Raw genomic sequence first — 12,878 nt, 5'->3', positions numbered from 1 at the left:
TTTGTCGCTACTTCTCACCCGGATGTGTCAGGAACCACGGAGATCCGGGATTCGCTCGATCACCCCGCCCCGGAACACCTCGTACAGGTCCAGGGACTCCAGGTGGACGTACCCGATGTGGCAGTCGCAGGTGGTCAGCGGGCACCCCGAGGGCCCGAGCCGGTCACGGAAGGACCCGTCGTACAGGTTGCCCAGGGAACGATCCACGAAGTGGCAACGCCGTACGTTCCCGTCCCCCTCCACGGACAGCACACTGTCACCGGTACGACAGGGAAGATCACGACTGGGGTGGGGCAGCCGGCTGTAGTGGAAGTGCGGGTCGATCCGCTGCCACGTCGCCGCTTCGGCGTCGGTGTAGGAGAGACCCTCGGCCGCGTTCACCCACAGGTACACCTCCTCGGGCAGGGCGGCGCGCATGAGCTCGGCCGCCGCCAGGTGCTCGGGCAGTCCCACCACGCCGACGCTGAACCGCACGCCGAGGTCGAGGAGCTCGCGCGCCTTGGCCAGGAACCGTTCGTGGGAGACCTCACCGGGATGGTAGGTGGTCCACAGCGCGGCCGAGGCGAGGTCGCAGTCGGCGAGCCAGCCCACCCGCCCGCTCACGTTGGTCTGGATCGCCACCCGATCCACGTGCGGCAGCCGGCTGAGCCGGACGATCGCCCGCCGGTACCAGGAACGGACCAGGCCCTCGCCCCAAGGGGTGAACAGCACCGAGACCCGGGTGCCGGGGTCGGCTTCGGCCCGCTCGGCCACCCAGTCGGTGAAACGCTCCAGAGCGGCCCGGTCCGCCCGCAACGTGTCGGGGGAGTCCCGGCGCTTGGCGAACGGACAGTACGGACAGTCGTAGTCGCAGCTGGCCAACGGGCCCCGGTAGAGCAGGGTCAGGTGAGCGGGCAGGGGAGTGCGCGCGGGCGGACCCACGGTCGGGTCCGGAAGCGGTACGGGAGAGACGGACGGCACGGGTTCACCCCGCCTCGTACTCGGCCATGAGCCGGTTCACCCGAACCGAGAACAGGTCCGGGCCGATCGCGTCGGAATGGGCCAGACCCTCTTCGGTGAGCCGGATCGTCGTCGCGTCGACGGAGTCCTCCCCGGAGACCAACCACCCGCGCGCGGCCAGTGCGCCGAACTCCTCGGCGAGGTCCGTCACGGGGTGGGCGCCGAACCGTTCGGTGTAGGCCCGCGCGTCCAGTCCCTCCACCCTCAGCAGCGACTGGAGGACGTGGCGGCGCCGACGTTCCTCCCCGTCCAGGTGGAACCCCACCTCGGCGCGGGCGAAGTCCTCGGCGTCGCGACCCACGTAGTCCTCGATGATCGACCGCACCTTCCCCACCCCCACCGCGTAGTCGAACGAGTAGTGGGTGCCGCAGGTGTACGAACGCGCCCCGCAACCCAGACCCACCATGCCGTCGGTCTGGCAGCAGTAGTCGGGGCCGGCCGCCTCGGTGGCGTCCGCCCGCCGGAACATACGCATGGACACCTGCTCGTAGCCGTGATCACGCAGGTGGTCGCGGCCCTGTCGGTACAGGGACAGGCGGTGGTCGTCCCACTCCCGGGCACGGCGGCCCAGCCCGGTCAACGGCCGCACGTACAACGGGTAGAGGTAGACCTCCTCCGGCCGCCACGACAGCGCCGTGTCCAGCGAGTACCGCCAGGTGTCCGGGGTCTGCCGCTCGATCCCGTAGATGAGGTCGACGTTGAGGTCGGCGTCGGTGCACGCCCGGATGTCGGCCAGGGCGCGGTCCACCTCCGTGCGCTTCTGTGGCCGTCCGGCGGCGTGCGCCTCACTGTCGATGAAGCTCTGTACGCCCATGCTGATCCGGGTGGCGCCGCGCTCGTCCAACACCCTCAACCGGTCCGGGGTGGCGGTGGCGGGCGAGGTCTCCACAGAGGTGGGGATCGAGGTCAGGTCCACACCGAGGGTGCGTTCGAGCAGGTCGTAGACGCGGACGAGTTCCTCGTCGGTCAGGTAGGTGGGGGTGCCGCCGCCCAGGGCCGCGCGGGCGAACGACGCGCCCTCGGGCAGGCAGGAGGCGACCACCTCGGCCTGCCGTTCCAAGGCGTCGAGGAAGGCGGTGACCTGCTCGGCCGGCGGAGTGGAACGGGTCAACAGGTTGCAGAACCCGCACCGCATCTCGCAGAACGGGATGTGGGCGTACAACGACAGCGCGCTCACGTCCTCGCCCCGCCACAGGTCGCTCAACCTGGGCCGATCATCGAAGGGACGGTAGGCGGTCTTGTGCGGGTAGGCGTACACGTACGAGCGGTACGGGGAGTCCGCGCGCACCGCTTCGGTCATGGGGACGATACTCACGCCGCTGCCTCCTCGGAGCTTTCGGGGACCTCGGAACGGTAGCCGTGCGGCAGGACCGCGTGAGTGTAGGGGACGGTCCACACGACCTCGTGGCCGATCCGGTGACCGGTGTGACCGTCCTCGCCGTAGGCGGTGCCGTGGTCGGAGCACACGATCGCGAAACAGGGGCGTCGGGCGGCCATCGCCGCCAGGAGCGGCGGTAGGTGCCGGTCCACGTACTCCAGGGCGGCCGCGTGGCTGGAACGGGTGTCCCCGTCCTCCCGGGTCGCTCCGGGTCGGTGGAACCAGTTGGGCTGATGCAGGGCGGCCACGTTCAACAACAGGAACAGGGGACGTTCGGCGGGGACGCTCCGGCTGATCCGCACGGCGCGTTCGACCTGGTTCTCGAAGGAACGGGGATCGGTGACCCCGAACGACTCCTCCCAGTGGCTCTCGGCGAACAGGTCCGGCAGCACCGACCCCAGCGCCGACCGGCGATTGAAGAAACCCGTGCCGCCTACACAGGCGGTGTGATAGCCCTCGGCCGCCAGCCCGGAGGCCAGATCGGCGGTCTCGAAGGTCCACGTGCCGGGGGCGGTGGACACACTGCCGGGGAACGACGCCGCGAACAGACGCGGGTGCGGTCCCGGCGCGGCGGGTGTGGGCAGGAACCCGGCGAGCATCGCCAGGTGGGAGGCGTAGGTGAAGCTCGCCGGCGCGTGCCGTTCCTCCCAGCCGCCCTCGGGCAGCAACCGGGCCAGATGGGGCGTGCGCCCGGCGGCGGCGAGTTCGACCGCCACGTCGTACCGCAGCGTGTCCAGGGTGAGCAGGAGGAGGTCGTGCGTGCCCACCACGGTGTTCATGTCCGGGGTGGCCCCCGGCCGGGTGGACCCGGGCGTACTGGTGTTCAACGGTGTTCCAAGGTGGGTGTCGAGGGTGACGGGTCGGAGTGAGGGGAGGGCAACGGGAACCGGCCGGTCGCGAGCGCGTGCAACTGTTCGGTGTGCGTGCTCCGGCCCTCGTGCAGGACCCGCGGGAGCAGATCGCCGAAGGCGTTCACCTCGCAGATCGTGAAACGGCGCCACCCCGGGGAGAGCATCAGGTCCACCCCGGCGTGCAGGGTCGAACCGAAGACCCCGGCCGCCGCCTCCGCGGTGAGCATGGCTTCCCGCCACGAGTGCGGTCCCATGCTCTCCCGGAGCGTGTCCACGTCGCCACGGGCGTTGCCCAGGTGCAGGTTGGTCAGCGGGGAGCGTGAGGAACGCACCACGACGTGGGTGGCGCGGCCGGCGACCACCAGTACCCGCAGATCCACCACACGTCCGTCGAAGCCGGCTTTGGGCAGCCAACGTTCCACGTGCAGGCCGTCCGGGGCCAAAGCGTCCACGACGGCCGCCACCTCCGCCTCGGTGGTGTAGGTGCGCGGTCGCAGCGAGTTGAACAGCATCACCGACCCGTCCTCCGCCCGGGTGAGGTCGGCGGAGGTGACCGCCTTGATCCTGCCCGCCCCTCCGGTGGCCAGAGCGATCACCCCGGAGGCGGAGGAACCGTGCGCGGGTTTGACGAACACCCGGCGCAGGCGGTGCTCGTCCATGCGCTCGCGCAGGGACGTGTAGCCGGTGACCGGATCCGGCAGAGCGTCCGCCACCGGTACCTCGGCCGCCGCCAGACGCGCGTGGGCGCGGCGCTTGTCGCACATGTCGACCAGATCGGCCGGGTCCTGCACCAGGTGCGTGCCGGGGGTGGCGACCACCAGGGCGGACAGGCGGTCCAGGGCGCGGACGAACCCACGGTGCTGGTCGGCGGTGCCCTCCGCCCGGTACAGGTCGGGGTCCGTCGCCCATCCGCGCAGTAGACGGGCCGTGGTGACGTCCTCGCCCGGTGAGTCCACCCGCACCACCGCGCCGGGAGGCAGCGACGGCGACGCGGCCGGGTCGGCCAGCTCGTGCCAGGGCAGCACCATCGGCTCGGGCCACCCCGCCTCCCGCGCGGCCTCCGCGAACAGTGTGCGGCGCCGGTTACCGGGCACGCACACCACGACCAGTGGCCGACCGGCCAGGGGAACGCTCACTCGGTGACGGAGGGGTAGTAGGCGTACTCGTCGTCGGGGTCGTCGCTGTCGGGCACCTCGCGCTCGGAGAGGTCCACCTCCAGGCCTGCCGCCGCGAACGCGGCGCGCACCCGCTCCGTGTCCTCCTCCGACAGGTAGTGGTGATGCAGGTCCAGGCTCTCCAGATGGGCCAGAGCGGGGACCGAGGCGAGCAGGTGGTCCACGTCCCGGCCGCGCAGCGAACCCTCGGAGAGGTCCACGGTGGTCAGACGGGCGAGCACGGGCGCCTCGACCAGGGCGCGCAGCCACAGGCCGGTGTCCTGGGCGTTGCGCAGACCCAGGTGACGCAGGCGCGGGAAGACGTCGCCGGACAGCAACGGGGCGAAGTCCTCGGGGGTGGCGTCACCGCCGTACTGGTCGATGCCCAGCCACAGCTCCAGGTGCTCCAGATTCGGTAGTCCGCAGGAGAGGACCTGGCGTACGAGGCTTCCTGGCAGGCCACCGCTCTGGAGCGTCAGGGAGCGCAGACCGGTGTGCTCGGGCACCCGCAAGGCCAGCGTGCTCGCGTCCGGGAAGCCGCCGCCGTCGCCCGTGCCACGGACCGTCAGTTCCGCCAGCCGAGGGTAGGCGGCCACGAGCGGCGCCAGATCGTCCTGCTGGATCCAGGAGATCTCGGCCTCCTCGTACGTGAGGTCACCGAAGAACAGCGAGCGCAGCGCGGGGAAGGCGGCGGCGTGTTCGATGAGGGCGTCCCGCACCCCGACGGAGGAGACCTCGGGGTCGTCGTACAACCCCCAGTCACCGATGACCAGGGCGACGATCCGGGTGGTGTCCACGTCGCGGACGAACCGGGTCAGATAATCGGCGAGCTCCTCGCCGTCCTCACCGACGCGCAGTCGCCAGGCCACGTCACCGGGGGCGGCCATGGCCTTGTCCATTCGCTCCCGTTGAGGAACGGACGTCGGTGCCTCCTCGCCGTTCCTACGGGCCTGGTGGGAAGCCGCGCGCAGGTAGTCCTTCTCGACGCCCTCCGACAGGAAGTCCACCACGGGTAGTCCCGCGTACTCGGTGAGGTGTTCGCCGTTCATGCGCGTTCCTTCTCTCGGGTCCAGGGCCGCTGCCAGGGGATGCGCTATTTCTAGCAGCGCCAGAGGACACTCTCGCCGGATCAGGGCTGTTCGTGCCGGCAGACCATCTCCTGCTCGACGATTTCCCGGGCCTCGCACAGCAGGGTCATGCGCTCCTCCAGGTCCGCCAGGTGCGCGGTCAGGATCGCCCGCCGCTCCGCCGGGTCCGGGTTGTCCAGGACCTCGCGGATCCGGGCCAGGCTCATCCCGGCGCGCTGGGCCCTGAGCACCACCTCGACACGGCATCGATGCTCCTCGGTGTAGCGTCGCCGCCCGCCCTGGCGCCGGGCGGGGATCAGCACACCGACCTCTTCCCAGTGCCGAAGCACGTGCGGGGCCAACCCGTACTCGGCCGCCAGATCGCCGATGGAAAGCTCTCCGCGTTCCTTCTCACTTGACCTCATGTCCACATGAAGTTCCAGACTGGTCCCGATGTCAAGGAGGCCGACATGGACGAACGGACCAGGCGGGTGCGCGGTGACTGGGACCGCGCCGCGAACACGTACGACCGCGGGGAGCGGCTCCAGCGTCTCCTCGTCGGAAGGACCAGGGAACGGCTGTGCGCACGGGCGCGTGGCCGGGTGCTGGAGGTGGCGGTCGGTAGCGGCCACAACCTGCCGTACTACCCCGGTGGGGTGGAACTCAGCGGGGTCGACCTCAGCCCGGAGATGCTCGCCCGCGCCCGTGAACGGGCCACCCGGTCGGGCCTGCAAGTGGACCTGAGGGAGGACGATGCCCAGGACCTGGGGTTCGCCGACTCCGACTTCGACACGGTGGTCTGTGCCCTGGCGTTCTGCGTCATCCCCGACCAACGCCGGGCCCTGGAACAGATGCGGCGGGTGCTGCGCCCCGGCGGACTGCTCCTGCTCGTCGACCATATCGAGTACACGCGGTGGCCCGGCCGGAAACGGGAGGAACGGAAGGCGAACCCGAGGCGCCTGCCCAGGGCGATCGCCCAGGAGGTGGGGTTCACGGTCCTGGAACACGGGCGGACCGTGTTCGGCCTGGTCGAGCACGTGGTGGCGTCCAGGGCGGACTGAGTCGATCCGGTGGCGGCGCTGTGGCGGGAGGACCCCGGGAACCGGTGTGAGAGCGGGGCCATGGCTGCTCACAGTGAGCTTTGTGACTTCTGGGAGCACCGTCTCGAAGGGGACCGACCCGGCCCGGGGAAACGGTTCGTTCGAGGCTTACCGTGCACGGCCGGATACGGTTGGACCACAAACTGTGCCGGGCCGCACCCCAGGGGCGGCCCGCGGCAGACGGCCTGTTCCGGGAGGCGACCGTATGCTGAGACGTTCTACCGTCATGACCTGGGTTCGGCGAGGGCTCTTGGGGCTCCTCGCCACTCAGATCGCCGTGGTGGCGACCCTCATCGGGATCGACCACTGGCGAAAGAAGGTGCGCCCGCACCGGGTGAACTTTCCCCGTACCGAACCCACGTCCCTGCCGATCGGGGGCAACACCACCACCGTCTACACCTATGGCGCCGACCTGTTCGAGGACATGCTCGGGGCCATCCGCGGTGCCCGCCGTCGCGTCCTCTTCGAGTCCTTCATCATCAAGTCCGACGCCGTCGGCCGAGAATTCAAGGACGCTCTGATCGAGGCGGCCGAACGCGGTGTCGAGGTGTACGTCGTCTACGACGGTTTCGCGAACCTGGTGGTGCCCCGTCGGTTCTTCGAGTTCCCATCCTCGGTACGGGTCCTGCGCTACCCGGTGTTCCGGCTCGGGATGCTGCTCCTGGACGTGCGCAAGTCCGGCCGGGACCACCGCAAGATCCTCAGCGTCGACGGCGAGGTCGGTTTCGTCGGCGGGTTCAACGTCGGCTCCACCTACGCGATGGAGTGGCGCGACACCCACCTACGGGTGGCCGGCCCGGTGGTGTGGGAGCTGGAGAACGCCTTCGTCGACTTCTGGAACAGCAACAAGGCCGCGAACGAGCCCGAACTGGACGGGTTGGGCGCGACCGAGTGGGACCCCCGCATCCGTGTCCACCGCAACATTCCCGAACAGCTCATCTACCCGATTCGGGCGATGTTACTGGAGGCGCTGGACCGCGCCAAGGACAGGGTGCTCTTCACCCAGGCGTACTTCATCCCCGACCAAGAGCTCACCAACGCGCTCATCGGGGCCGCCGGCCGGGGGGTGGACGTCAACGTCCTCGTCCCGGAGAACTCCAACCACGTCGTCGCGGACTGGCTGGCGCGCGGTCGCTACTCCGAGCTGCTCCGCGGAGGGGTGCGGCTGTGGCTCTACCAGGGCACGATGGTGCACGCCAAGACCGCCACGGTGGACGGCCGGTGGAGCACCATCGGCACCGCCAACGTGGACCGGCTCAGCCTCATCGGCAACTACGAGATCAACGTGGAGCTCTTCGACGAGGGTGTGGCCGAGCACCTGGAGCGGGTCTTCGACACCGACCTCACCAACGCCCGTGAGCTGACCGAGGAGGAGTGGCGCGGCCGCCCCGTCATGGCCAAGTTCAGCGAGATCGTCCTGGCCCCGTGGCGTAGCTTCCTCTGAGGGTGTGCCCGGGCCGCGGGCGCGTCGGGTCTTCCGCCGGGTCAGTCCTCGGGGGCGGGCCTGGGGAACCTGCGAGGGAAGAACGTATCGGGGTCCGCGCGGCGGGGGCGCGGCCCGCCCCAGTGCTGCGGCCCCGGGTGAGGGTCCCTGCTGAGGGCCGACGCGATCGCCGAGGGCGATCCACCTCGCTGCCGCCCTCGTGTCCGACCGTTCTCCCGCTCGGTGTCGCGTCCGGTCCCGTCTTCCTCGTTCGCCACCCGGCTCACCCCCGTTCGCCCCGGATCATGCACGTCCGGCCTGGTCGGCCGGGTCTCCATGATCGGGGGCGAGGCCCCGGGAAGTCCGCCCCGACACGACGTGGACGGCGAACTCCGTCCAGGGATCTCCCACGGTGGGGGCCTTCGTGGAGCGGATACATCCGGAAGGTCGTGATTCGGGCCGGATCGGTGTCGAATGTGCGATCCGCAACACTTGTGGGGACTTTGCCGTCGGTGGGGGAAGTCGTGGAGCGGTAAAAGAGAGTGGGCGCCCTCCCCGATGAAGGGGTGGCGCCCACGCTGTGTACTGCGGCCCCGGCAGGATTCGAACCTGCGGCACCCGCTTTAGGAGAGCGGTGCTCTATCCCCTGAGCTACGGAGCCTTGGTTTTGGCGGAGGTTACCCCGCCGCGGGGTCAAGACTAACTCAGGATGGGCGTGCATGGGATGCCGATTGATGTTCCGACAGTACTGCGGGGGCACGCTGTGTGCGCGGCAGAGTACGCTGACCTACGATTGGTTGTCCTGGTGACGGTGTGATGTTGTTCATGTCGCGTGTCGTGATTATGACGCCTTGAGCGTTACGGTCACTGTGGGTTGATGGACGTGACATCTATCGGTGACCCGATGACCAGGCCTTCAGCCGGGGGTCGAGTGGGACGCCCCGAAGGGGAACGACTCGACGCCCGTGGCAGTGGCCGCCGTATGGAACTGTCCAGTGTGTCCGTATGTGGACATGTAGTACGTTGCCATGCGGCCACGAGTAGATGTTCGAGGAAAAGCAGCCGGAGGATCATTCGTGCCGTTCACTTCTGATTCGGCGCGGCGCAGGTTCCGCATGTCGCGTGGCGGGGCGCTGGCCGCCCTGAGCCCGTCGCAGCGGGTCCGGATGACGCAGGCGCTGACGCTCGTGCTGGTCACCGCGCTGCTCGTCGTCCCATTGCCGCACGCCGCATTGGCGCCCGCTTCCGCCGAGGCCAGCCTTGAGGATCTTCGGGGCAACGCCGAGGACGCGACCCAGGAGCTGGAAGACGCCACCGACGAGTACGTCGAGCGGCAGGAGGCCATGGAATCGGCCCAGGAGGACCTGGTCGGGACGCTCCACGACCTCCAGCAGATCGAGGTCGACCTCGGTGAGATGCGCGAACCACTCGCCCAGCTCGCCAGCACCATGTACCAGCAGCCCGACGCCGGACTGCTCGGCATCCTCGCCACCGGTGACCTCGACGAGGATCTCCAGACCCAGTCCTACGCCGCCAAGCTGTCCGAGGACAATCAGGCGCTCATCCAGGACGCCACGGACCTGCGTGAGGAGCAGGTCGGGTTGGCGAGCGAGGCCCAGGAGCTACAGACCTTCACCCAGCTGGAGCAGGCGGAACTCGCCGCTCGGGTGGACGACCTGCGTGCCCAGTCCGAGGAGAGCACCAACGCGCTCACCGACGAGCTGGAATCACGCGGTCTGGACCCCGACACCTTCATGGCCGCGGCGGACTGTGACGCCTCGGCGGGTTCCAAGGCGGACGGCTACCCCAACGGGCTGCTGCCACAGGATTCCCTGTGCGAGATGTACGAAGGGCACTTCCTGAGAGCGGACGCCGCGAAGGCCTTCCTCGAACTCAACATGGAGCACGTCGAGCAGTACGGCGAGAACATCTGCATCACCAGCTCCTACCGCGACCTGCCCAACCAACACCGCGTGTACGGGGAGGTGGCGCCCGGTTTCGCCGCGGTCCCGGGCACGAGCAACCACGGTCTGGGACAGGCGATCGACCTGGGCTGCGGTATCCAGAACTTCCGTTCCGAGAAGTGGAACTGGATGGAGACCAACGGGGGGGCGCACGGCTGGGTCCACCCGGCGTGGGCCAAGTCCAGCCCCTTCGAACCCTGGCACTGGGAGTACGAGGGCTGATCGGCCCGTGAACCCGGAGGGCGGCCCCGCGGGGCCGCCCTCACGCTTATGCGGGGTTCACCGCGATCTCCGGGGTGACCTCACTGGTGCAGTGGGCGCACTTACTGGCCTTCTTGTCGATTTCGGAGAAGCAGTGCGGGCACTCGCGGGTGGTGGCTTCCTCCGCCTTGATGAACTTCTCCATGAGCTTGCCGAGCGGCAGCACCACGAGGAAGTACAGGATCGCCGCGGTGATCAGGAACGAGATCAGGGAGTCGATGAAGGAGCCGTAGAGGAACCGGCTCTCGTTGATCTCGAAGTAGAGGTCGCCGAAGGTGGGCACGCCCCCGAAGATGCCGAGCAGCGGGGTGATGAATCCCTCGGTGAACGCGGTGATGAGACTGGCGAAGACGGAGCCGATGACGACCGCGACGGCCAACTGCACCAGGTTTCCCTGGAGCAGGAACTTCTTGAAGCCTTCCATGGGGTACTGCCCTACGTGTTCGGAGATGTTCGGAAGACGCCGCAGGTGGGCGCCTCGCATAGCTTTCACCAGCTCTGGTCATGGGTCAACCGCGGATGGTGACGGACAGTCGTGAAACGGTCGCGTGACCCGCCAGTGCGCGAGCCTCCTCGGCGGTGGCCGCGATGAGGATCAGCGCACCGCCCTCACCGGTGGCGCCGTCCTCCGCCGGCACACCGAGCACCGGGCGGTCGCCGACGACCTCGATCGCCGGCCCCGCGCGGGCGGGCGGGCCGCCGAGGTCGTCCATGGCGCCGGCGGCCAATACGTCGACCCTGCTGCCGGGGGAGAGCAGGGCCACCGCTCCGGGGTCGGAGACCCGGACCGGCACCGCCACCATGTCGGGACCATAGGGAGCGGCGGGCGGCTCACCCAGACGGGCGTCGGTCAGCACCTCGCCCGCGCGCAGGGGTGCGTTCGGCACGAGTCCGGTGGGTGGGTCGTCGGGGGAGAGGGCGCCCTCGGGGAGCAGTCGATCCGGCACGGTCCGGCCGGTGAGGTCGGCCTCGGTCATCGGCCCGGAGGCGTCCAGGTCGCGGGTGGCGACCAGGACCTCCGTGGCGGGTTCGGGAGGGGGTCGCAGGACCATGACGGCGGCGATCGCCGCGAGAGCCGTCAGAAGGGCTGCCACGGCGCGGCGGTACCGGTCCAGAAGACGGAGGAGCCCACGCCGGTGGCGGTAGGGGGTGGTGGTCATGCCTTCAACGCTAGAACGGCGGAAGGGGGTCGGAACGGTTGTCCACAGGGTGGATTCCCAGCGATCGTCCACATGACGCCGAGCAGTCGGGAGGCCCCGACCCCTGACACTTCGACGGGTCTCACGCACGCGAAAGCGCCGCCGGAGGATCCCGGCGGCGCGGACAGGTCAACGGAAAAAGGGGGGCTCAGCTCGTGCTGCTGCTCGCGGTGGTGGTGCTGCCTGCGCTCTTGCCACCGTTCGAGGAGTCGCCGCCGGAGGAGGCGCTCTTGGTGGCGGAGTCACCGGACTTGGCGGAGTCTCCGGACCCGCTGGAGTCGGAGGACTTGGCGTCCTTGCCCTCGGCGGAGCCCGAGCCGGCCTTGGTCGAGCTGTTGGAGCTGCTCGTGTTGCTGTCGGTGCGGTAGAAACCGGAGCCCTTGAAGACGATCCCCACGGCCGAGTACACCTTGCGCAGGCGTCCCTCGCACTCGGGGCATACCGTCAGCGAGTCGTCGCTGAAGCTCTGCACGACCTCCATCTGAGCGTCGCACTCGGTGCACGCGTACTGATACGTAGGCACTGTTCCGGGTCCTCCTTGCTGGCACTCTCACCCGTTGACTGCTAAATAGTACGCGTTCGCCGACCACGGCCGCGACCGCCCCTCGTTCCGGGGCGTTCACCTGCGGGAAGGGGCATCGCACTTCTCGATCGCCGGGCGACACGACCGCAAGCGACAACGTCCCGGGCGGACCGCTTAATCCCGGGTCCGACCTCGGCCCGAGCTCCGATCTCGGCCCCCGGTGGGCCAGACCGGGGAGCCCGGATCGAACACGTGCAGACCTCCGCTCGGGGTGACCACCCCGTCCACGGGACGGTCATGGGGCTCGGAGGGCAATTCCGCGACGAACTCCTCGTCGTGGACCAGTGCGATGGCCGGGGAGTGCGGTCCCTTGTGCGCCAGGGCGCGGTCGTAACAGCCCGCCCCGCGCCCCATGCGTACGCCGTGACGGTCCACCGCCAGAGCCGGGCAGATCACCGCGTCCGCGCGGCCCAGGACCTCGGGGCCGTAGCGGTGCCCGGTGGGTTCCACCAGCCCGTGCCCGGCCGGGGCGAGGGAGTCGGGGCCGTCGAAGGACGCCCAGTCCAGGGTGCCGTCCGGTAGGAAGATCGGTAGTAGGACGTACGTGCCGCGCTTCCACAGCGCGTGCACGAGCCTGCGCGTGTCGGGTTCGCCGCCGACCGAGTGGTAACAGGCCACGGTGCCGCCCATGGCCAGCCAGGGCAGCCCCATCAGGGTGTCGCGGACCACCGACCCCACCCGGTCGCGCTCCCGCGGCATCCGGGTCCGACGTTCGGCGAGAACGCGCTCGCGCAGTGCGCGCTTGTCGGCCCGGTCGTGGTTGTTCGGATCACCCATGCGACTCAGTGTGGCACCGCCCGCTCGCACGCGCCTTCGAGTGCCCGTACGGCCCGTCCGGGTGAACTCCGGGTGGCGTTTTCTCCGCCTTCATCCGAAAGGGTGGGGACTTCTCGTCGCCG

General features: G+C 69.5%; 14 protein-coding genes and 1 tRNA gene. 3 read left to right on the top strand and 12 right to left on the bottom strand.

The window, feature by feature from the left end; genetic code table 11:
• Positions 1-27 precede the first annotated feature (27 nt).
• The 6 genes from BQ8420_RS03965 to BQ8420_RS03940 all read right to left on the bottom strand — a co-directional run bounded on the left by BQ8420_RS03965 (position 28) and on the right by BQ8420_RS03940 (position 5,874).
• Positions 28-921: an STM4011 family radical SAM protein gene (locus tag BQ8420_RS03965; protein ID WP_087096477.1), complete on the bottom strand. Its 894-nt coding sequence runs from the start codon at positions 919-921 to the stop codon at positions 28-30.
• 43 nt (positions 922-964) lie between these two features.
• Positions 965-2,299 (bottom strand): STM4012 family radical SAM protein, encoded by a 1,335-nt coding sequence (locus BQ8420_RS03960; protein ID WP_087096427.1) that lies wholly within the window; start codon positions 2,297-2,299, stop codon positions 965-967.
• Positions 2,300-2,310: 11 nt separating this feature from the next.
• A complete protein-coding gene (locus BQ8420_RS03955) occupies positions 2,311-3,156 on the bottom strand; it encodes an STM4013/SEN3800 family hydrolase (protein ID WP_087096476.1) in 846 nt (281 codons plus the stop codon).
• A 44-nt stretch (positions 3,157-3,200) separates the two neighbouring features.
• Positions 3,201-4,364, bottom strand: a complete 1,164-nt coding sequence (locus tag BQ8420_RS03950; RefSeq protein WP_087096426.1) for an STM4014 family protein — start codon at positions 4,362-4,364, stop codon at positions 3,201-3,203.
• Complete coding sequence (locus tag BQ8420_RS03945) at positions 4,361-5,431, bottom strand: STM4015 family protein (protein WP_087096425.1); 1,071 nt, start codon at positions 5,429-5,431, stop codon at positions 4,361-4,363. Before BQ8420_RS03945 ends, BQ8420_RS03950 begins: the two co-directional genes overlap by 4 nt.
• Positions 5,432-5,511: 80 nt before the next feature.
• Entirely contained in the window at positions 5,512-5,874 is a 363-nt protein-coding gene (locus BQ8420_RS03940; protein WP_087096475.1) for a MerR family transcriptional regulator, read from the bottom strand.
• Between the two features lie 45 nt (positions 5,875-5,919).
• Between BQ8420_RS03940 and BQ8420_RS03935 the strand changes: the two genes are divergently transcribed.
• Together BQ8420_RS03935 and BQ8420_RS03930 are read left to right on the top strand one after the other, a co-directional pair.
• A complete protein-coding gene (locus BQ8420_RS03935; RefSeq protein ID WP_087096474.1) occupies positions 5,920-6,510 on the top strand; it encodes a class I SAM-dependent methyltransferase in 591 nt (196 codons plus the stop codon).
• Positions 6,511-6,754: 244 nt separating this feature from the next.
• Positions 6,755-7,993 carry a phosphatidylserine/phosphatidylglycerophosphate/cardiolipin synthase family protein gene (locus BQ8420_RS03930; RefSeq protein WP_087096424.1) on the top strand — a complete coding sequence of 413 codons (1,239 nt, stop codon included), beginning with the start codon at positions 6,755-6,757 and terminating at the stop codon, positions 7,991-7,993.
• Between the two features lie 41 nt (positions 7,994-8,034).
• On the opposite strand, the gene BQ8420_RS32560 is transcribed toward BQ8420_RS03930, so the two are convergent.
• A complete protein-coding gene (locus tag BQ8420_RS32560; protein ID WP_087096473.1) occupies positions 8,035-8,250 on the bottom strand; it encodes a calcium-binding protein in 216 nt (71 codons plus the stop codon).
• A 310-nt stretch (positions 8,251-8,560) separates the two neighbouring features.
• Positions 8,561-8,633, bottom strand: a tRNA-Arg gene (locus BQ8420_RS03920).
• A 415-nt stretch (positions 8,634-9,048) separates the two neighbouring features.
• On the opposite strand from BQ8420_RS03920, the gene BQ8420_RS03915 reads away from it, so the two are divergent.
• Entirely contained in the window at positions 9,049-10,158 is a 1,110-nt protein-coding gene (locus BQ8420_RS03915; RefSeq protein ID WP_087096423.1) for a D-alanyl-D-alanine carboxypeptidase family protein, read from the top strand.
• Positions 10,159-10,204: 46 nt separating this feature from the next.
• Here the strand turns inward: BQ8420_RS03915 and mscL are convergent, their stop codons facing one another.
• From mscL to BQ8420_RS03895, 4 genes are all read right to left on the bottom strand, one after another.
• A complete protein-coding gene (mscL, locus tag BQ8420_RS03910) occupies positions 10,205-10,621 on the bottom strand; it encodes a large conductance mechanosensitive channel protein MscL (protein ID WP_087096472.1) in 417 nt (138 codons plus the stop codon).
• 85 nt (positions 10,622-10,706) lie between these two features.
• Positions 10,707-11,357, bottom strand: a complete 651-nt coding sequence (locus tag BQ8420_RS03905; RefSeq protein WP_087096422.1) for an SAF domain-containing protein — start codon at positions 11,355-11,357, stop codon at positions 10,707-10,709.
• 187 nt (positions 11,358-11,544) lie between these two features.
• A complete protein-coding gene (locus BQ8420_RS03900) occupies positions 11,545-11,919 on the bottom strand; it encodes an FmdB family zinc ribbon protein (RefSeq protein WP_087096421.1) in 375 nt (124 codons plus the stop codon).
• A gap of 174 nt (positions 11,920-12,093) precedes the next feature.
• Positions 12,094-12,756 carry a 5-formyltetrahydrofolate cyclo-ligase gene (locus BQ8420_RS03895; protein ID WP_087096420.1) on the bottom strand — a complete coding sequence of 221 codons (663 nt, stop codon included), beginning with the start codon at positions 12,754-12,756 and terminating at the stop codon, positions 12,094-12,096.
• Positions 12,757-12,878: the final 122 nt, after the last annotated feature.

This window comes from Nocardiopsis sp. JB363 (assembly GCF_900143625.1).
Classification (GTDB): domain Bacteria; phylum Actinomycetota; class Actinomycetes; order Streptosporangiales; family Streptosporangiaceae; genus Nocardiopsis.
Note: the sequence above shows the minus strand (reverse complement) of the source record. Positions and strands in the feature narration are given on the sequence as shown.